17 protein-coding genes are annotated in these 18,931 nt (G+C 64.9%); 5 read left to right on the top strand and 12 right to left on the bottom strand.

The window, feature by feature from the left end:
- Window positions 1–72 precede the first annotated feature (72 nt).
- Entirely contained in the window at window positions 73–1,656 is a 1,584-nt protein-coding gene (locus L288_RS26935; RefSeq protein ID WP_021237263.1) for a cisplatin damage response ATP-dependent DNA ligase, read from the top strand.
- A gap of 13 nt (window positions 1,657–1,669) precedes the next feature.
- On the opposite strand, the gene L288_RS26930 is transcribed toward L288_RS26935, so the two are convergent.
- The 3 genes from L288_RS26930 to L288_RS26920 are packed head-to-tail and all read right to left on the bottom strand — an operon-like array spanning window position 1,670 to window position 4,159.
- A complete protein-coding gene (locus L288_RS26930) occupies window positions 1,670–2,749 on the bottom strand; it encodes a nucleotidyltransferase family protein (RefSeq protein WP_021237262.1) in 1,080 nt (359 codons plus the stop codon).
- Window positions 2,736–3,839, bottom strand: a complete 1,104-nt coding sequence (locus L288_RS26925; protein WP_021237261.1) for a phosphoenolpyruvate carboxykinase (ATP) — start codon at window positions 3,837–3,839, stop codon at window positions 2,736–2,738. Before L288_RS26925 ends, L288_RS26930 begins: the two co-directional genes overlap by 14 nt.
- A gap of 29 nt (window positions 3,840–3,868) precedes the next feature.
- The gene (locus L288_RS26920; RefSeq protein ID WP_021237260.1) at window positions 3,869–4,159 is read right to left on the bottom strand and encodes a hypothetical protein; all 291 of its coding nucleotides are present in this window, start codon (window positions 4,157–4,159) and stop codon (window positions 3,869–3,871) included.
- Window positions 4,160–4,403: 244 nt separating this feature from the next.
- Between L288_RS26920 and L288_RS26915 the strand changes: the two genes are divergently transcribed.
- Entirely contained in the window at window positions 4,404–4,751 is a 348-nt protein-coding gene (locus L288_RS26915) for a GFA family protein (RefSeq protein WP_021237259.1), read from the top strand.
- Between the two features lie 21 nt (window positions 4,752–4,772).
- Here L288_RS26915 and L288_RS26910 read toward each other — a convergent pair whose 3' ends face one another.
- Window positions 4,773–5,171: a hypothetical protein gene (locus tag L288_RS26910; protein WP_021237258.1), complete on the bottom strand. Its 399-nt coding sequence runs from the start codon at window positions 5,169–5,171 to the stop codon at window positions 4,773–4,775.
- 204 nt (window positions 5,172–5,375) lie between these two features.
- Here L288_RS26910 and L288_RS26905 point away from each other — a divergent pair, with 204 nt between their 5' ends.
- The 3 genes from L288_RS26905 to L288_RS26895 all read left to right on the top strand — a co-directional run bounded on the left by L288_RS26905 (window position 5,376) and on the right by L288_RS26895 (window position 9,199).
- On the top strand, window positions 5,376–6,581 hold the full coding sequence (locus L288_RS26905) for a saccharopine dehydrogenase family protein (RefSeq protein WP_021237257.1): 1,206 nt from the start codon (window positions 5,376–5,378) through the stop codon (window positions 6,579–6,581).
- Window positions 6,582–6,688: 107 nt separating this feature from the next.
- On the top strand, window positions 6,689–7,861 hold the full coding sequence (locus L288_RS26900; RefSeq protein ID WP_021237256.1) for a carboxynorspermidine decarboxylase: 1,173 nt from the start codon (window positions 6,689–6,691) through the stop codon (window positions 7,859–7,861).
- Window positions 7,862–8,008: 147 nt separating this feature from the next.
- Window positions 8,009–9,199, top strand: coding sequence for a type III PLP-dependent enzyme (locus tag L288_RS26895; RefSeq protein WP_021237255.1), 1,191 nt, complete (start codon window positions 8,009–8,011; stop codon window positions 9,197–9,199).
- Between the two features lie 67 nt (window positions 9,200–9,266).
- On the opposite strand, the gene L288_RS26890 is transcribed toward L288_RS26895, so the two are convergent.
- The 8 genes from L288_RS26890 to L288_RS26860 are packed head-to-tail and all read right to left on the bottom strand — an operon-like array spanning window position 9,267 to window position 18,893.
- On the bottom strand, window positions 9,267–10,475 hold the full coding sequence (locus L288_RS26890) for a class I SAM-dependent RNA methyltransferase (protein WP_031304003.1): 1,209 nt from the start codon (window positions 10,473–10,475) through the stop codon (window positions 9,267–9,269).
- Window positions 10,472–11,830 carry an NAD(P)H-hydrate dehydratase gene (locus L288_RS26885; protein WP_021237253.1) on the bottom strand — a complete coding sequence of 453 codons (1,359 nt, stop codon included), beginning with the start codon at window positions 11,828–11,830 and terminating at the stop codon, window positions 10,472–10,474. The genes L288_RS26890 and L288_RS26885 overlap by 4 nt, the downstream gene beginning before the upstream one ends.
- A 29-nt stretch (window positions 11,831–11,859) precedes the next feature.
- Window positions 11,860–12,252 carry a hypothetical protein gene (locus L288_RS0121320; protein WP_031304001.1) on the bottom strand — a complete coding sequence of 131 codons (393 nt, stop codon included), beginning with the start codon at window positions 12,250–12,252 and terminating at the stop codon, window positions 11,860–11,862.
- Entirely contained in the window at window positions 12,233–13,954 is a 1,722-nt protein-coding gene (gene ilvD, locus L288_RS26880) for a dihydroxy-acid dehydratase (RefSeq protein WP_021237251.1), read from the bottom strand. Before ilvD ends, L288_RS0121320 begins: the two co-directional genes overlap by 20 nt.
- Window positions 13,955–13,999: 45 nt before the next feature.
- The gene (locus tag L288_RS26875; RefSeq protein WP_021237250.1) at window positions 14,000–14,716 is read right to left on the bottom strand and encodes an N-formylglutamate amidohydrolase; all 717 of its coding nucleotides are present in this window, start codon (window positions 14,714–14,716) and stop codon (window positions 14,000–14,002) included.
- A complete protein-coding gene (locus L288_RS26870) occupies window positions 14,713–15,606 on the bottom strand; it encodes a 4-(cytidine 5'-diphospho)-2-C-methyl-D-erythritol kinase (RefSeq protein ID WP_021237249.1) in 894 nt (297 codons plus the stop codon). Before L288_RS26870 ends, L288_RS26875 begins: the two co-directional genes overlap by 4 nt.
- Complete coding sequence (locus L288_RS26865; protein ID WP_021237248.1) at window positions 15,593–17,209, bottom strand: tetratricopeptide repeat protein; 1,617 nt, start codon at window positions 17,207–17,209, stop codon at window positions 15,593–15,595. Before L288_RS26865 ends, L288_RS26870 begins: the two co-directional genes overlap by 14 nt.
- 31 nt (window positions 17,210–17,240) lie before the next feature.
- Window positions 17,241–18,893 carry an electron transfer flavoprotein-ubiquinone oxidoreductase gene (locus L288_RS26860; protein ID WP_021237247.1) on the bottom strand — a complete coding sequence of 551 codons (1,653 nt, stop codon included), beginning with the start codon at window positions 18,891–18,893 and terminating at the stop codon, window positions 17,241–17,243.
- Between the last annotated feature and the right edge of the window lie 38 nt (window positions 18,894–18,931).

The following is an 18,931-nucleotide window of genomic DNA, read 5'->3' as shown; positions in this document are numbered from 1 at the left end:
GAGCGAAGTCGAGAAACGATATGTCAGCTCTCCGCATTTCTCGACTTCGCCCGAAACGAACGGAGGCGGAAGATGAGGCAATTCTCCCAACTGCTCGACGGCCTCGTCTACACCCGTTCCCGCAACGGAAAGCTCGACCTTATCGCCAACTATATGGCGTCCGCGCCCGATCCGGATCGCGGCTGGGCGCTTGCCGCGCTCACCGGCAATCTTGATATCAAGGCGGTCAAGGCCTCCGCCATCGGAGAGATGATCCGCGCCCGCACCGATCCCGTCCTCTTCGAAATGAGCCGCGACTATGTCGGCGACCTTGCCGAAACCGTCGCCCTCCTCTGGCCCAAGCGGGAAGACCAGCCGGCCGAGATAGATGACGGATCGCTCACCCTGTCCGCCATCGTCGATCGCCTGCACGGCGTCAGCCGGGCGGCCGCCCCGGCGACGCTCGCTCAGATGATGGACCATCTCGACGCCTCCGGCCGCTTCGCCCTGCTGAAGCTCGCCACCGGCGGCCTGCGCGTCGGCATCTCCGCCCGCCTTGCCAAGACCGGCTTTGCCCAGGCCTTCAACCTGGACGTCGACGATGTGGAGGAATGCTGGCACGCCCTGACGCCGCCCTATGCCGCCCTGTTCGATTGGGCCGAGGGCAGGTCAGGCCGCCCCGATCCGGCTGGCACGCCCTTCTTCCGGCCGTTCATGCTCGCCCATCCGCTGGAGGCGGACAGCGTCGACCTGGCCGACTATGCCGCCGAATGGAAGTGGGACGGCATCCGCGTCCAGATCGTCGGCACCGGCCGCGAAACCCGCCTCTACAGCCGCGCCGGGGACGACATCACCGGCAGCTTCCCGGAGATCGCAGAGGCCTTCACCGCCCACGCGGTCCTTGACGGCGAACTGCTGGTCAGGGGCGAGTTCCAGGGCGGGGAAGCGGCCAGCTTCAACGCGCTTCAGCAGCGGCTGGGACGAAAGGCGGTGACGGCGAAGATGATGAGCGACTATCCCGCCTTCGTCCGCCTGTACGACATATTGCTCCACGCCGATGAAGACCTGCGCGCCCTGCCATGGGAACAGCGCCGCCCCCGTCTGGAGGCTTTGGTCCCAGCGCTAGACCCCGATCGCTTCGACCTTTCCGCCCTTATCGAAGCGACCGATTTCGAAACCCTCGCCGACATCCGCGCAGGGGCGCGCGACGCCGCGATCGAAGGCGTGATGCTCAAGCGGCGCGACAGCCCCTATGTGGCCGGGCGCAAGGCGGCGCTCTGGTACAAATGGAAACGTGATCCGCTGACGGCGGACTGCGTCATGATGTATGCCCAGCGCGGCCACGGCAAGCGTTCGTCCTTCTATTCGGACTATACCTTCGGCTGCTGGACGCCGGATGGCGAGTTGCTGCCGGTCGGCAAGGCCTATTCGGGCTTCACCGACGAGGAACTGAAATGGCTCGACCGCTTCGTGCGAACCAATACGGTCAACCGCTTCGGCCCCGTGCGAGAGGTGGAAAAGTCGCTGGTGCTGGAAGTCGCCTTCGACAGCATCCACGACAGCAAGCGGCACAAGTCCGGCCTCGCCATGCGCTTTCCCCGCATCGCGCGCATCCGCCGCGACAAGCCCGCCAGCGAAGCCGACACGGTGGAAGGATTGAAACGGCTCGTCAGTTGATGGGCCAGCCGGGTCAGATCTTCCCCACTTCCTTCCAGCTCAACAGCCGCGCGACGCTCGCCCGCCGGGGGAGCCATGCGCGCGCCTTGCGATCGCCGCCGGACGGCAGGCCCGCCTCCGCCCGTTTCCAGGACCGGCGGGCGGCAAGATATTGCGGGTCGAGCAGCGACAGCATCGTCAGCGGCAGCGCGATCCTGGGCCAGCGTATCTGCATCAACCGCCGCCGATATTGCAGCCTCGCACGCCTGTCGCAGACAACAGAACCGGGCACTTCCATCTTCAGCAGCCTGTGCGCGGTCAGCAGTTGCGTCCGCGCCGCCGCCCGTGCGTAGCCGGTTGCGAACAGCCGCTCCAGCCGCTCCCATTCGGCATCGCCGAACCCCGCCGCCAGCGCCTGCATGTCCAGCAGGTGCCGAAGGTCGATCCGTCCCCTCAGATAATCCCGGCCCTTCAACTGATCGTGCAGCAGCAGGATGGCCATGCTGGCGACCGGCGAGGGTAGGATCACGCCGCCGCGCTCCAGATGCCGGAGCGACCCGTCGGCAGCTACATCATCATGGCAGAAGCGCAGCGTCGTCGCCCCGCCATATTCGCCGTGCAGGTCGACCGTTCCCGCATCCTCCGGCCGCAGAAGCACAACGGGTATGCCGGAGCGCACCAACTGCGTGTCCAGCCTGTAGCCCGCGCAGGTCAATTGCTCCACCGCGCGGCCGAAATCGCGCGCCGGAACCATCAGGTCCAGGTCGGTGATCAGGCGGTCCGGGCGTTGCGCTGCATCCACGCTCGCCAGCCAGGCAGTTCCCTTGAGCAATGCGGGCTGCACGCCGATCGCATTCAAATGCGCCGCCGCCTCGTCCAGTTGCTCGAAAAGCCGCCGGTTCCTTTCCGCATTGCGCGACTGGATTTCCCGCAGGAAGCGTTGCAGGTCATCGGGCAGCGCGGAAAAAACTCCGGCCTGCTGCAACCGGCTCGCCACCATCGGCGTGCACAGCGCATGATTGGCGATCTGGATGATGCCCGTCCAATCCCGGCTTTCCGGCATCTCTCCATTCAGGCAGGCGAGCAGGCCGCGCAGATGATCAAGCCGGTTCATCGTCGCACATCAGCTTCAGCAGCCGCGACGCATCGTCAAGCCGTGTATAATGAAGTTCGCAGCACCGTGCTGCGGCGGCGGCCGCTATCATGACGTCGAGCGACGGACGGGCCATGCCCCGGCTGCGTGACGTCGCTTCGGCCAGAAGATGTTTCAGCGCCACCGCTGAAGGCATCTCCTCAAGCCGCGCGGGACCGGAGCGGGATCGGCGCAGCTTCACGATCCAGCCGATCCTGGCAGGCGCGCCGCCAGCCATTTCGCGCGGCGCCGGAAAGCGCACGCGCCTGCGGTCGGGGCGGACATGCACCGGCAGGCGCGACAGATCCTCGTAAACCGGGGCCAGCAGCTTCCACGCGCCAGACTTCACCGATGGCAGGAAGGGCAATCCCGTCACCCTGCCATCGTCACCGGCCACGGTGATGTCGTCGCCGCCATAAACGAAACCCTGCCCCGTCAACCACGAGGTAAGCGTCGTCTTCCCCGCCCCCGGTTCTCCCAGGATCAGCAGGGCCTTGCCGTTCCGGTGCAGGCAACCGGCATGAAGCGCCAGCAGCCAGACCGGGGATTTCAGGATATCATCGGCGATCCTGGCCTTGATGACGGGCGCGGCCTGCGCCACTTGCATGACGGATGCGGGCTCGCCATCGCGGCTGAGGCAGGCCATGCCGTCATCCTGCCACAGGTCATAGGTGATGGCGGCGGCGTCGCCGCCTGTTTCCAGATGGGTGAAAAGCGGGGCCACGCGCGCGGCGAGGACCCGGTCGTGATGGCGCAGCGCGAAACGCACGCCGCCAATAGCGATGCGCTGCACGGACAAGGGCCGGGACGATGGCGGCGGGTCGCACGCATTCACCAGCCCGCGCAGGGACCAGTTCGCCAGTACCGCGCGCAGCATCGCCCGTGGTTCGGCAAAGCCGCGTTCCAGCACCTCCTGCGCCAGTTGGGCGAAGGGAATGCCTTCCTCCAGCCGGCATCCCACATAGCCAGCAATCTGGTTCATCCCCAGCAGCGACTGGCTGCCGGAGGAAAAGATGAGCGGCTGGCCGTCGATGAAGACGATGGATGTGCCATGGGACAAACGCAGCATCATCCGCACCGGCCGTCGAACCAGGGGGTCATTCAGCGCTCAACCTGTTTGCGATTGCCGGGATTGCCGGGGCTGGTGCCCGGCCCGTCGTTGATCCGGGGGTTGCCGGGCGGCTGCGGGTCAGGGCCGTTGCCCAGGCCATTATTACCCTTCGGACCGCCCCCGCCGCCACCACCGCCGGACTTGGCGATCGCTTCGGAAGACAGCGACATCGACAGCAATATGGTGACGGCGGGCGGAAGGGTGACGGCAAAACGCCCGCAACTCTTCAGGAAATCGCGCCTGTCTTCTGCGCCTGAAATGGGAGTGGGTTCCTCTGACAAGGCGGCCTCCTTCGCACTGTGGAAGGCGAAGCTATCATGGCGCGGATCAGGGCCGCACTGCTATCAAGGGGTATATCCTTGGCCATAACCGGCCATTCCGGGGGAGCATAAGCCCTAAGCTGCACCGGCGAAAAAGGAAAAGCCGGACATTTCCCCCTTCTGGTCCCACGCGGCGCATCATTTCCCTTGATTGCCGCTGGCCCATGGCTCTCTATTCGCGTCCAGATATGAGAGGAGCTTATAAATGTCCTACGCCGGAAGCTGCCATTGCGGCGCTGTCACCTTCACCGTGACCGGTGACGCGCCGGACGAGGCGATGAGCTGCAACTGCTCGCACTGCCGCCGGAAGGGCTTTCTGCTGACCTTCGTGCCCGCCGATCAGTTCACCCTCGAAAGCGGCGGCGACGGGCTTACCAGCTATCAATTCTACAAGCACAAGATCACGCATCAATTCTGCGCCACCTGCGGCGCTCAGGCCTTTGCTTTGGCAGAATCCCCCAACGGCCCCATGCGCGCCATCAACCTGCGCTGCGTGCCGGACATCGACATCGATGCGCTCAGGATCAACAGGGTAGACGGCGCGAGCTTCTGACCGCTCAGCCATTCTTGTGCTTCACATCGCGCCGCACGCTGATTTCATATGATCGAACTGGCGCTGTAGAAAACGGCCGAACGACATGGAGTAGTTGGGCGTCAGCCGGTATGCTTCCTCCTGCGCGCTGGTGATATATCGCTGCACGAAGCCGCGCTCGATCATCATTTTCAGCATCGCCCGGCTTGTCTCGATCGACTCGTCGGCAAAGTCGATTACCCGTTCAAGGCCGGTTTCAACGCCATACTCATCATTGATGAACAAGCCGATCGAAATCCAGAACGGGCCGTCCCCGTCCACCAATTCTTCAAGATGATAGCGGCGGGATCGGACAAGCGTCAGCAACAACTCCGCGGCGACAAGCGGCCTGCGATCTGCGCCGGTATCCGCCTTTCCGGGATCAGAATGGATATCTGGCATCTTGCTGCACTCCACAGCTTCAATTCGCCGCTTGTCGAATCGTTCCGGGTTCCTCTGGCGTGCGGATTGATTGATTGATGGCGTTGATTTGCCCGGCGCGGGCGGATGGCCAGCTTCGCCTCATGTCTGACTTTGCGCTGTAACGCTGACTCCCTATATGGGCGCTTTCGCGCATCCGGCGCGGTGCAGCTATGGAGCAGGTAATTGAGCAAGGTTCTGGTCATTGGCGCGGGCGGCGTTGGTTCTGTCGCGGTTCACAAGATGGCGATGAACCCTGATATTTTCAGCCATATCACCCTCGCCAGCCGCCGCATCGTTTCCTGCGAGAAAGTCGCCGAATCGGTGAAGGCCCGCACCGGCGTCACCATCGATGTGGCCCAGGTCGATGCCGACAATGTCGAAGAAACCGTCGCCCTGATAGAAAAGGTCCAGCCCAGGCTGGTCGTGAACCTCGCCCTCCCCTATCAGGACCTGGCGATCATGGACGCCTGCCTTGCGACCAAGACGGACTATCTCGACACCGCCAATTACGAACCGCGCGACACCGCCAAGTTCGAATATAGCTGGCAATGGGCCTATCATGACCGCTTCAAGCAAGCGGGCATCATGGCGCTGCTGGGCTCCGGCTTCGACCCAGGCGTGACGAGCGTCTTCGCGAGCTACATCAAGAAGCATCTGCTCGACCGCATCGACACGCTCGACATTCTCGATTGCAACGGCGGCGACCATGGCCAGCATTTCGCCACCAACTTCAACCCGGAAATCAACATCCGCGAAGTCACCGCGCCTTCGCGCCACTGGGAAGGCGGCAAGTGGGTCGAAGGCCCCGCGCTCAAGCACAAGCAGGTCTTCGATTTCGATCAGGTGGGCGAGAAGAATATGTACCTCATGTATCATGAGGAACTGGAAAGCCTTGCAAAATTCTACCCTGAAATCAAACGCATACGCTTCTGGATGACCTTTGGCGACGCCTATCTCAAGCATCTGGAAGTTCTCCAGAATGTCGGCATGACCCGCATCGATCCAGTCATATACAACGGTCAGGAGATTATCCCCCTCCAGTTCCTCAAAACCGTCCTTCCTGAACCGTCGAGCCTGGGTTCCACGACCAAGGGCAAGACCAACATCGGCGACATCGCCACCGGCCAGAAGGACGGGCAGCAGAAGACCGTCTATGTCTACAATGTCTGCGATCATGAGGACGCCTATGCCGAAACCGGCAACCAGGCGGTCAGCTACACCACCGGCGTCCCCGCGATGATCGGCGCTGCGCTGATGCTGACCGGCGCATGGAAGGGCGAAGGCGTGTTCAACATCGAACAGTTCGATCCCGATCCCTTCATGGACATGCTGAACAAGCATGGCCTGCCCTGGCAGGTGAAGGAATTGGACAAGCCGCTCGATTTCTAGCTTGCGCCAAATCCGTTCGCCCTGAGCGAAGTCGAAGGGCCAGCCTGAGCCCCGGCTAAGGCATTTCACTTGCGTTCGATGAAGGGCTCGGCCCGGACGGAGATATTATGGAAACCAAAGCAGGCGATCCCGCCGCATTCGCGCATTTCGACCTGCACCGCGTGCCCTCGCCCGCCTTCGTGGTGGACGAGGCCGCGATACGCCGGAACCTCTCAATCCTGGCCGGCATCCGCGACCGGGCGGGCATCAAGGTGCTGGGCGCGCTCAAGGCTTTTTCCATGTGGTCCCTTGGCCCCGTGGTCGCGCAATATCTGGACGGCGTCTGCGCTTCCGGCATCTACGAAGCGCGTCTGGGCCGTGAGGAATATGGCGGGGAGGTCGCGACCTATTGCGCCGCCTACAAACCGGACGACCTCGCCGAAATCCTCACAATTTCCGACCATGTGATCTTCAACAGCCCCGGCCAGATCGCGCGCATGAGCGATGTGATCGAAGCCGCCCGCGCTGCTGGCCATGACTTCGACATCGGCCTGCGCATCAACCCCCTCCATGCCGAGGGAGAGGTCGCGAAATACGACCCCTGCCAGCCGCACAGCCGCCTGGGCTTTCCCATCGACCAGTTGCGGCCCGAACATCTGGACGGCGTTTCCGGCCTTCACATGCATTCCTTGTGCGAACAGGGTTTCCTTCCGCTCGAACGTACCTGGGCCGCGATCGAATCGCGCATCATGCCCCATGTAAGCGGCCTTAAATGGCTGAACTTCGGCGGCGGCCATCATGTCACGCGGGCGGATTACCAGCGTGATGACCTCATTGATTTCCTGAAGCGCGTCAGGGCCCGGACCGGCCTTACCCTCTATCTCGAACCGGGCGAAGCGATGGCGCTCGACGCTGGCATCCTGGTCGGAGAGATACTCGACGTTATCGACAACGGCATGGCCGTGGCGATCACCGACATTTCGGCGACCTGCCACATGCCTGACGTGATCGAGGCGCCCTACCGCCCGGCCATGCTCCATGAGCAGGCGGACGGCCCCGTCACCCGACTCGGCGGTCCGTCCTGCCTCGCCGGGGACATCATCGGCGACTATCGAGTCCCCGGCGGCGCGACTCCGGGACGGCGGATCGCCTTCCTCGACCAGGCGCATTATTCGATGGTGAAGACCAACACTTTCAACGGCGTACCCCTGCCCGGCATCTGGCTGTGGAATTCGGATACCGACGAACTCAAGGAAATCCGCCGCTTTTCCTACGCGGACTTCAAGTCCCGCCTCTCCTGACGCACGCTTTGTGCCCTTGCGCGCAACAAAATTTACACGCGCGCTTTACAGGGGGGACCCCTACGCATATATCGCCCTTCCGCTGCCCCATGGGACTTCCACCGCAAGGCAGCTTGATTGCCACGACTACACTGGAGGTCCCTTGAGTTGCACAAGCATCATAGCGCGCTGGGGGTAGCGACCGCCCTCAAACCGGCAGCACCGGTAACGCTTATTCGTCCCCAGGCAGCAGCCCGGGCCGCTCGATTCTTCGCTCAGAAGTTTCCGGGCCGCTCGCTCTATGCGGTCAAGGCGAACCCTTCGGCGGATCTTATTCGCACGCTGTGGGATAGCGGAATCACGCATTATGACGTTGCGTCGATCGCGGAGGTTCGCCTCGTCGCGGAAACGCTGCCCGATGCGAAGCTGTGCTTCATGCACCCGGTCAAGGCCGAGGAAGCGATCGCGGAAGCCTATCATGTGCATGGCGTGCGCACCTTTTCGCTCGACACCATGGACGAACTGGAAAAGATCGTGCGCGCCACCGGTGGAGCGGCCGACCTGGAACTGTGCGTCCGCCTGCGCGTCTCTTCGGAGCATTCCGAACTCAGCCTGGCGTCGAAGTTCGGCGTTGAACTGGGTGAAACCAGCGAACTGCTGATGGCGACCCGCCAGGCGGCCGACGCGCTGGGCATCTGCTTCCATGTCGGCAGCCAGGCGATGAGCCCGCAAGCCTATAGCGACGCCATCGAACGCGTCCGCGCCGCCATCGTCGATGCAGCGGTGACGGTGGACATCATCGATGTCGGCGGCGGCTTCCCGTCGGTCTATCCCGGAATGGAGCCGCCCGCGCTGGAAGCCTATTTCGACGCAATCCATCGCGGCTTCGAAAGCCTGCCGATCAGCTATTCGGCGGAACTGTGGTGCGAACCCGGCCGCGCGCTGTCGGCGGAATATAGCTCCGTCATCGTGCGGGTCGAACGCCGCCGGGGGACCGAACTCTACATCAACGACGGTGCTTATGGCGCGCTGTTCGACGCGGCGCATATCGGCTGGCGCTTCCCCGTGGCGCTGCTGCGCGAGGAAGAGAGCGAGGCGGAACTGACCGGCTTCTCCTTCTACGGCCCCACCTGCGACGACATGGACCATATGGCCGGCCCGTTCATGCTGCCCGGCGACGTGCAGGCGGGTGACTATATCGAAATCGGGATGCTGGGCGCTTATGGCGCGGCGATGCGGACCGGCTTCAACGGCTTTACATCGGAAGCGATCATCGAAGTGGAGGACGAGCCGATGACCAGCCTCTATGCCGATCCGGTTCCCGCACGCCGTCGCGCAACTGTCATCAAGCTGGGCTAATCAAGCTCAAGCTCCCCCCATGGAGAGGATGCCTGTCCCTCGCCGTAACAGCGGCGGGGGACAATTTTCATGAGCGCCGGAAAGTGCCCGCCAGTTCGACATGGGTCGACCAGCGGAACTGCCCCACCGGCTTGACGCTCGCCAGCCGATAGCCGCCCGCAATCAGATGCGCGGCGTCCCGTGCGAAGCTGGCCGGATTGCACGAGACATAGGCGATCACCGGCACTGACGAGGCGGCAAGTTGCATCACCTGCTCCCGCGCGCCCGCACGCGGCGGGTCAATCACGATGGCGGCAAAGCGGTTCAGTTCCTGCGGCGTGAGCGGGCGGCGGAACAGGTCGCGATGATCCACGGCCATCCGCCGCTGCGCCCGATTCGCGGCGCTCTTGAGCGACAGCACCAGATCGCGCGCCGCTTCGGCCGCATAGACGGGCCGCGCCTCTCCCAAAGCAAGGGCGAAGGTGCCAAGCCCGCAGAACAGATCCGCTATCGCGCCCTGGGGCGGTAGGGCCTGCCGCACTACCTCCACCAGAGCCGCTTCGCCATCGGGCGTGGCTTGCAGAAAGGCGAATGGCGGGAAAGCAACAGGAACGCCGCCGAAGCTGACCGTCACCGGCTCCGGCTCCCAGCGCGCTTGTTGCCCATCGCCCTCATCGATCGTCAACCGCGCGAGCTTATGCGCGGCGGCGAACTCCAGCAGCGCCTCGTCAGCGGCAAGGCCCTCCACCCGAACGCCTTCCAGCAGCAGGTCGACGCCCTGATCGGTCAGCGACATGCGGACATGGGCCGCACGCCTGTCCGGCAGGATCAGGTTGAGCAGCGGCCGCAGCGGGGCAACCAGCGCGAACAGCCGGGGGTCCAGAACTTCGCACATGGCAAGGTCGATCAGCACATGGCTGCCCGATTCGGCAAAACCGATGGTGACTTTCCGCCCCTGCCGCGCCGCACGCAGCGATGCGCGCCTTCTGGTGCGGGGTGGAGACAGATGCGGCGGCAGCAGTTCGGCGGCCTCCACGCCCTGACCCGCAAGCGCCCCGGCGACGCGCGCGCTGACGAAATCGGCCAGGCTAGCCTCATCGACATGCTGTAGCTCGCACCCGCCACAGGCCGGGAAGTGGACGCACGGAGATGCCGCATGATGCGGCCCATGGAGCAGCGCGCCATCAGCCGTCAGCCGGTCGCCCGGAGCGGCCAGGGCGACATGCCGTCCATCGGCGGTCACGCCATCGCCCTTCGCGGCGATGCGGACGATCAGGTCATTGTCAGCGGACGTCACAAGCGGCAGGCGATAGCGGCTGGCAGTCGCGCGATCAAATCGTCCGCGATGAAGGCGGGCCCCGCCCGGCGCGCGGCTTCGCCATGCAGCCATAGCGCCTCGCACGCCGCCCGGAACGGATCGCCCGTCACGGCCAGCCGCCCCGCCACGAGGCCCGCCAGCACGTCTCCGGTCCCCGCGGTGGAGAGCCAGGAGGACGCCCCGGATGCGATCGCAACCCGGCCATCAGGCGCGGCAATGACGCTATCGGCGCCCTTGTAGATGACGACAGCGCCACAGCGCCGCGCCGCTTCGGCCGCCCTGTCGATCTTGCTGCCGGGCAGATCGCCGAACAACCGGACGAACTCCCCTTCATGCGGCGTCAGGACCGAACCCGCAGGCACGGCAGGATCGCCCCCATCGCCCAGCAGCGTCAGCGCATCGGCATCCAGCACAAGCGGGCGGCCGCAGGCCAGCACCGCTTCCAGCCTTGCCCGTGCCCGGTCGTCCCTACCCAGTCCCGGCCCCGCAAGCACCGCCGCCAGACGCCGGTCACGCAGCAGTGCGGCCAGTTGATCAGGCGCTTCGCCCTTCAATTCCACAAGCGCATCGGGACCGCGTCCGGGCTGCCCCAGGCCGATATGACGCACCATGCCAGCGCCCGACCGCGCCGCTGCATGACTGGCAAGGCTGCTCGCCCCCGCCATGTCTCCGCCGGCCACCGCCACCAGCCCCCGGCTATATTTATGCGCGGACGGAACCGGGCTGCTCAGAACAGGAGCCGCAAGCCGGTGCACCTTATCGGGCGCGTCCACGCCGATATCGGCACAGACCAGCCGGTCGAAACAGGATGCGGCGGGATAGAGGAGATGCGCGGGCTTCAGCGCGCCCAATGCGATGCAAATGCCAAATCGCGGCACCTGCGAAAGCAGCGCCCCACTATCCGTTTCCACCCCGCTCGGCAGGTCGATCGCATAGCTGAAACTCGCCTGCCCGGTCAGCGCGGCCAGTCTGTCGGCAACATCCTTGTCCAATCCGCGTGTCAGGCCCGTGCCGAACAGGGCATCGACAATCTGCGTGGCGGGGGCAGCCGTTGCGAGCGGTTCGACAGGACCATCCCACGCCGCGCGCGCCGTGCGGCTGCATTCGGTGCGGCTCTCACCCAGCGCCGCCACACGCACCGGAACGCCGCGCGCGCGCAGCAGCCGCGCGGCGACGAAGCCGTCCCCGCCATTATTGCCCGGTCCGCACAGGACCAGCAGATCACGCTTGCCGCCCGCACGCCAGACGATCTCCGCTGCCGCAGCCCCCGCCCGTTCCATCAGCCTGTATTCGTCCACGCCAGCGGCGATCGCGGCCTGTTCGGCCCGGCGCATCTGCGCCGCCGTCACCACCGGGCAGGGTGTCACGGCTTGGCCGCTGCGGCGATCGTCGCGGGCAAACGATAGCGATCTTCGCCGATGCTGAGTTCGATCTGGTCCTTGCCCAGCACGGTGACCGCCGCCTGCTCCGACCCATCGGCCGCCACCAGCCCGCGCCCGTCCGTCACGACATGAAAACGGCGAAAGCCGCCGCCGGGATGGCGCAATGTCAGCAGATCGCCGGATCGCTCGACCGCACAGCTACGGCTCCACGCCGCCCTTGGCCCAATGGCGCAATCGGCCATGCCACCCGTGCCGTCCGATACCGCCGCCGTCTCGGGAAGAGCGGATGCGGGGTCCCTGCCACTGTCGCAGGCTGCAAGGGCGAGGCACAGAAGCCCCGCCCCCGCCAAGGTCTCAGATATCCGCATAGACATGGGTTTCGGCCTTTGCTCCGGGATGCGTTACCGCTCCCTTGTAGGCCGGTCCCACATTCTGCGCATAGCGCCAAAGCGCGCCGGACTGATAATCATTCTGGCGCGGCCTCCAGTTCTTCTGCCGTTCCGCCAGCACCGATTCGGAGACCTTCAGGTCGATCGTGCCCGCTTCCGCGTCGATCGCGATGATGTCGCCATTCTCCACCAGCGCGATCGGCCCACCCTCGGCCGCTTCGGGGCCGACATGGCCGATGCAGAAGCCGCGCGTCGCGCCGGAGAAGCGGCCGTCAGTGATCAACGCCACCTTCTCGCCCATGCCCTGCCCGTAAAGCGCCGCCGTGGTCGCCAGCATCTCCCGCATGCCGGGGCCGCCCTTTGGCCCTTCATAGCGGATGACGATCACGCAGCCTTCGGCGATATCCCGCGCCTCGACCGCCGCAAAAGCATCTTCCTCGCATTCGAAGACCCGCGCTGGCCCTTCGAACTGGAGCCGGTGCATGCCCGCGACCTTCACGATCGCGCCATTGGGCGCGAGCGTGCCTTTAAGGCCGACGACGCCGCCGGTCGGGGTGATCGGCGACTTGACGTCGTAAATGACCTTCTGGTCGGGATTCCAGGTCACTTCCTCAATATTCTCGGCAATGGTCTTGCCCGTCACCGTCATGCAGTCGCCATGCAGCAGGCCGTTGTCGAACAGTGTCTTCATCAGCATGTAGACGCCGCCTGCGTCATGCATGTCCTTGGCGACATATTTGCCACCGGGCTTGAGGTCGGCGATATAGGGCGTCGACTTGAAGATCTCGGCCACGTCGAACAGGTCGAAATCGATGCCGCACTCGTTCGCCATGGCGGGCAGGTGCAGCGCGCCATTGGTTGAACCGCCCGTCGCTGCAACGATGCGCGCGGCATTTTCGAAAGCCTCACGCGTGCAGATGTCGCGCGGACGGATGTTCTTCGCCAGCAATTCCATCACCTGGCGCCCCGCGGCAACAGCGACTTCTTCCCGGCTCTTGTACGGCGCGGGCGCCATGTTGCTGTTGGGCAGCGACAGGCCGATCGCCTCACCGACGCAGGCCATGGTATTGGCGGTGTACTGGCCGCCGCATGCGCCATGTCCGGGGCAGGCGACCTTTTCCAGCGCGATGACGTCCTTGAGCGGACAGGCCCCCGCCGCATATTTGCCCACCACTTCGAACACGTCGACAACGGTCACGTCGCGATTTTCGAACCGGCCCGGCAGGATCGACCCGCCATAGACGAAGATCGACGGCACATTGAGCCGCAGCATCGCCATCATCATGCCCGGCAGCGACTTGTCGCACCCGGCAAAGGTGACCAGCGCGTCATAGCAATGGCCCCGCACCGACAGCTCGACCGAATCCGCGATCACTTCGCGGCTGGCGAGCGAGCTTTTCATGCCCTGGTGGCCCATGGCGATGCCGTCCGTCACCGTGATGGTGTTGAACCGGCGCGGCATGCCGCCCGCCTCGTTCACGCCCTGGCGGCACCAGTCGGCCTGCATGTCCAGCGTCGTGTTGCACGGCGCGCTGTCATTGCCTGCGGACGCAATGCCTACGAAGGGGCGGCCAATCTCTTCCTCGGTAAGGCCCATCGCATAATAATAGCTGCGATGCGGAGCCCGCTCTGGACCGACCGAGACATGACGGCTCGGCAGTTTCGACTTGTCGAACGTGTGAGACATAAACCTACCCTTCTTGCGCGGGCCTCTTTTTCAAAAAGGCGCGAGTCACGCAAGGCTATTGCGGCATTCCAGCACCACGGGACCCAATATGTCCGCAAAGCGGCGCTGCCCAGCCTCGTCGGCGACCAGGTCCTGCCGCATCTCGATGCCCAGATAAGGGATGCCGTTCGCTTCGGCATGGCGGTTCATCGTCGCGTTGAGCAGCTTGCCGGAATAAGGCTGCTGGTCGCCGACGATCAGCCCGGCCTGCTCCAGCAACGGGATCGCGATGCACGCGGCACGGTCATCCTGATTGTAGAGGATGCCGATGTCCCATGGCCGATGCTGCTGCGGATCGCTGGCGAGCCGCGGGGTGAAGCTGTGCACGGACAGGATGAAGGCGTTCCCCATCCCCTCCAGAACGCGTTCGATATGATGATGATAGGGGTGATGGAAACGCATCATGCGATCGGCAAGGTCAGCATGGCGGTTGCCGGGGATGGCATGACCATCGCTCATCACCGGCAGCAGGCCCGGCGCGTCATCCTCCCGGTTGAGATCGATCACCAGCCGCGACACCCCGCCCAGGATGGCGGTGCATCCCAGCTGCCCGGCAAGCAGACGGCTGACCCCGGCCACGCCGATGTCCACGGCGATATGGTCCTTGAGCAGCGCCGGATCGATGCCAAGGTCGATATCCTCTGGAACATGCGCCGAAGCATGGTCCGCGATGATCAGCAGGTTGAGATCGCCGCCGTCAATCTGGGTGAAAGCCTCGCTCACGCCGCCCTGATCCTTGTTTCCATGACCCACCAGCCATCGCGCCGCCGCTTCAGGGCGGCAGCGGCGGCCTGCGCCTCCGCCTGCGTGCCGAAAAGGGCAAAGCATGTCGCGCCCGATCCCGACATGCGGGCAAGGCGGACGCCCGCGCATTGCCTCAGGTCCGCCAGCACATCCGCGATCACAGGCGCAATCCCCACGGCCGCCGGTTCCAGATCGTTGCGGCCGTCAGCAATCACGCCGTCCAGACTGCTGGCGTTCAACACGCCCCGATCCACCTGATCCCAATCGGCGAAGACCTGCGCCGTCGAAACCCCAACACCCGGATTGACGAGCAGCATGGGCGTGCCCGGCAGCCCCGCCAGATCTGCGCGCTCCAGCACCTCGCCGCGTCCGCGCACCATCTGCGCCGTGCTGGCGAGGCAGGCGGGCACGTCCGATCCGAGCGACAAGGCAATCCGCTCAAGCTCCGGCTGTGGGACACGCGCATCCCACAACCGGTCCAGCAGGCGCAAGGCGGCGGCGGCATCGGCCGATCCTCCGCCGATGCCGGACGCCACCGGCAGATTCTTGACCAGCCTCAACGCCGCGCCGCGTCCCTGCCCCACATGGTCCAGCATGGCGCGCGCGGCCTTCATGACCAGATTGCCTTCCCCCGCCTCCAGCCCCGCCGCAAAAGGGCCTTCGATGCTCAGGCTGAGCCCGTCGGCGATGCGCCCGGTCAGCACATCGCCATCCTGCGCGAACACGAACAGGCTTTCCAGCGCATGATAGCCATCTGCCCGCCGCTCCCGCACATGGAGCGCGAGGTTGACCTTCGCATAAGCGGTCTCGGTCAATTCTCCCACGCCGGGCGCGACGCCGGGCGGCATGTCCGCATCAAGGGGCGGCATATTCCGGTTTCAATCCTTCCCGTGTCTTGGCCTTGAGCCGCGCCGCCGCCTCGCCCTCCGCAAAAACGGCCGCCGCCTTCCAGGCATATCGCGCCTCGAACCGGCGGCCCGCCGTCCAGAGCGCATCGCCCAGATGCTCATTGATCGTCGCATCGCTTGGAGCGCCCGCCGCCGCACGCTCCAGCACGGGCACGGCTTCCGTCACATTGCCGGTCACGAACTGCGCCCACCCAAGCGAATCCATGATCGACGCATCTTCGGGCTTGAGCGCGCTCGCCTGTTTCAGCAGCGCCAGCGCCTCCTCCACATTCTGCCGCCGCTCGATCTGCGCATAGCCCAGATAGTTGAGCACCACCGCCTCGCCCGGCGCTGCCTTGGCGGCCCGCTCCAACACGGCCCGCGCCTCATCCCAGCGCCCCGCCTGTTCCAGCGCGCTGCCTTCGAACAGCAGCAGCGCCCAGGGCACGGCGCCGGGCGCATAGCCCGCCTGCGCCGCGCGAAACGCCTCGGCGGCCCCGCTGAAATCCCCGGCATTGGCCAGCAGGCGGCCCAGCCGGACATGGCGCTCCGCACTTGCGCCCGGCGCGGCGGCCAGGCTGCGCGCCAGGCGGATGGCCGCTTCCTTGTCGCCCGCCTGCGCCAGCGCATCGGCGAGGGCGGCCTGCCCCAGCACGCCGAACCAGCCATCGGCCGGAACCTTCCGCGCCTCATCGATGGCGTAGCGGGAATATCCCGCCTCGCTCAGCAACTGCGCAAGGACGATGCGGCCGTCCACGCCGGACGGATTGGCGAAGCTGCCGATCCGGGCAAGGCGGATGCCCAGAATGCGCGTCGCGTCATCCGTGCTCACATCCGTCGCAAGCCGCGTCAGAAGCCGCCCAAATCCCTGTGCCGGGGTGAGCGGCTTTCCGGCGTCACTCCGCCCTTTCCGGGCATTCAGATCATCGCGCGCCCTGGCATAGTTCGCCTCGCCAGCGGGAAGAAGGGCAAGCGCCTGTTCCTTTGCGCCGCGCGCCGCCAGTTGCGCGGCGAAAAACAGCCGCAATTCGGTGAGGTCGGCCGTGCGCAACGCCAGCGCGCGATTGACGGCTGGCCCGGCTTCCTTGACGTCGCCCCGCGCCAGCGCCTGCAACGCCGCATGCTCATCGGCATAGCGCTGCACCAGTGATGCGAACCGATCCGTCCCTTCCACTTCGGGAGCAGCGATCCTGCCCTCTCCCTGCGCGATCCAGCTGCGCAGGATGGGCGCGAGGAAGGCGAAATTGCCCTCCGAAACGAGGCGGTCGGTCCACTGGCGCGCGGCCTGCCAGTCCTTGCGGCTGAGCGCGCCGGAAAGGAACAGCAGGGCGCCGTCCCTCGGCAAGACGCCCTGTTGATCCAGCAAGGCGGCGGACCGCATCGCCAGCGCCATGTCCCCGCTGATCAAGGCATGGAAATAGGATCGCCGCGCGATATCCATCTGATCCGGGTCAGCGGCCAGCGCCTGGCGGTAATTTTCCAGCGCGATCGCCGCCGCCCCATTGCTGTCGGCCAGACGGCCCCGCGCATAGGCGTGGAGCGCGCTGGTCCGGTCGACCGATGCGCCGGCAATGCCCGGCAGCATCAGCAACGGAACGGAAGAAAGGAGGATCCGCCTACATATTGGGATAGTTCGGCCCTCCGCCGCCTTCCGGTACGACCCAGTTGATATTCTGGGTCGGGTCCTTGATGTCGCACGTCTTGCAATGGACGCAATTCTGGGCGTTGATCTGGAAGCGCGGCGCGCCTTCGTCCAATCCCACCACTTCATAGACGCCCGCCGGACAATAACGTTGCGCCGGTTCGTCATAAAGGGGCAGGTTATAGCTGATCGGGATCGACGGGTCCTTCAATTGCAGGTGGACCGGTTGATCCTCCTCATGATTGGTGTTCGACAGGAACACGGAGGACAGGCGGTCGAAGCTGATGACGCCATCGGGCTTGGGATAGTCGATCTTCGCGCACTGGCCCTTGCGCCAGATCTTCTCATTGTCGGGCTTGTGCTTCATCGTGAAGGGCAGGCCGATCTTGAGCGTGCGCATCCACATATCGATGCCCGCCAGCAGCGTGCCGATAGTGCCGCCAAACTTGGCCAGCAGCGGCTCGGCATTCTTCACGAGCTGCAACTCCTTGGCGACCCAGCTCGTCCGCAGATTATCCTCATAATCCTGCAACACGTCGCCGCCGCGCTCCGCCTTGATCGCCGCGAAGGCCGCTTCGGCCGCCAGCATGCCGGACTTCATGGCCGTATGCGTGCCCTTGATACGCGGCACGTTGACGAAGCCGGCCGAGCAGCCGATCAGCGCGCCGCCGGGGAAGGCCAGCTTCGGAATGGACTGCCACCCGCCCTCGTTGATCGCGCGCGCGCCGTAGGACACGCGACGGCCGCCCTCCAGATATTTGCGGATTTCCGGGTGCTGCTTCCACCGCTGGAATTCCTCGAACGGGTAGAGATAGGGATTGCGGTAGCCAAGGCCCACGACGAAGCCCAGCGCGACCTGGCCGTTGGACTGGTGATAGAGGAAACCGCCGCCATAGGCGTCCGTCAGCGGCCAGCCCTGAGTATGGATGACCAGGCCCGGCTTGTGCATGGCGGGATCGATGTCCCACAATTCCTTCATGCCGATGCCGTAGACCTGCGGCTCGCTATCGGCATCCAGATCGAATTGCCGTTTCAATATCTTGGTCAGGTGCCCGCGCGCGCCTTCGGCGAAGAAGGTATATTTGGCGTGCAGTTCAAGCCCCGGCTGATAATCGGGCTTGCGATTGCCCTCGCGGTCGATGCCCATGTCGCCGGTCGCGACGCCCTTTACCGAACCATCCTCATTGTAGAGGATTTCAGCGGCGGCGAAGCCGGGGAAGATTTCGACCCCCAGCCCCTCTGCCTGCTCGGCCAGCCAGCGGCACAGATTGCCAAGCGATCCCGTATAGGTGCCCTTGTTGTGCATCCAGCGGGGCAGAGCGATGTGCGGCATGGAAAATTTGCCGCGCTTCGTCAGGAACCAGTGCTGATTGTCCGTCACCCATGTTTCGGCAAGCGAACAGCCCATGTCCCGCCAGTCCGGCAGCAATTCGTCAAGCGCCTTGGGATCGATGACAGCGCCGGACAGGATGTGGGCGCCGATTTCCGACCCCTTTTCCAGCACGCATACCGCCAGTTCCTGCCCCGCGTCGTTCGCCAGTTGCTTCAGCCGGATCGCCGCTGACAGTCCCGCCGGGCCTCCGCCGACAATGACGATGTCATAAGGCATCGATTCCCGTTCGCTCATATGTCCTCCATCAGGCGTCCGGTGGTTCCCTCATCCTC

Source organism: Sphingobium quisquiliarum P25 (genome assembly GCF_000445065.1).
Classification (GTDB): domain Bacteria; phylum Pseudomonadota; class Alphaproteobacteria; order Sphingomonadales; family Sphingomonadaceae; genus Sphingobium; species Sphingobium quisquiliarum.
This window is presented reverse-complemented; position numbering and strand designations above follow the sequence as displayed.

Excerpts from the sequence above, each read along its gene's own strand:
- L288_RS26935 (WP_021237263.1), top strand. The coding sequence starts at position 73 with ATGAGGCAATTCTCCCAACTGCTCGACGGCCTCGTCTACACCCGTTCC.
- L288_RS26930 (WP_021237262.1), bottom strand. The coding sequence starts at position 2,749 with ATGAACCGGCTTGATCATCTGCGCGGCCTGCTCGCCTGCCTGAATGGA.
- L288_RS26925 (WP_021237261.1), bottom strand. The coding sequence starts at position 3,839 with ATGATGCTGCGTTTGTCCCATGGCACATCCATCGTCTTCATCGACGGC.
- L288_RS26915 (WP_021237259.1), top strand. The coding sequence starts at position 4,404 with ATGTCCTACGCCGGAAGCTGCCATTGCGGCGCTGTCACCTTCACCGTG.
- L288_RS26910 (WP_021237258.1), bottom strand. The coding sequence starts at position 5,171 with ATGCCAGATATCCATTCTGATCCCGGAAAGGCGGATACCGGCGCAGAT.
- L288_RS26900 (WP_021237256.1), top strand. The coding sequence starts at position 6,689 with ATGGAAACCAAAGCAGGCGATCCCGCCGCATTCGCGCATTTCGACCTG.
- L288_RS26885 (WP_021237253.1), bottom strand. The coding sequence starts at position 11,830 with ATGCGCCGGGCCGAACAGGCCGCGATCGCCGCTGGCGTGGACGAATAC.
- L288_RS0121320 (WP_031304001.1), bottom strand. The coding sequence starts at position 12,252 with ATGTCTATGCGGATATCTGAGACCTTGGCGGGGGCGGGGCTTCTGTGC.
- ilvD (WP_021237251.1), bottom strand. The coding sequence starts at position 13,954 with ATGTCTCACACGTTCGACAAGTCGAAACTGCCGAGCCGTCATGTCTCG.
- L288_RS26870 (WP_021237249.1), bottom strand. The coding sequence starts at position 15,606 with ATGCCGCCCCTTGATGCGGACATGCCGCCCGGCGTCGCGCCCGGCGTG.
- L288_RS26865 (WP_021237248.1), bottom strand. The coding sequence starts at position 17,209 with ATGCTGCCGGGCATTGCCGGCGCATCGGTCGACCGGACCAGCGCGCTC.
- L288_RS26860 (WP_021237247.1), bottom strand. The coding sequence starts at position 18,893 with ATGAGCGAACGGGAATCGATGCCTTATGACATCGTCATTGTCGGCGGA.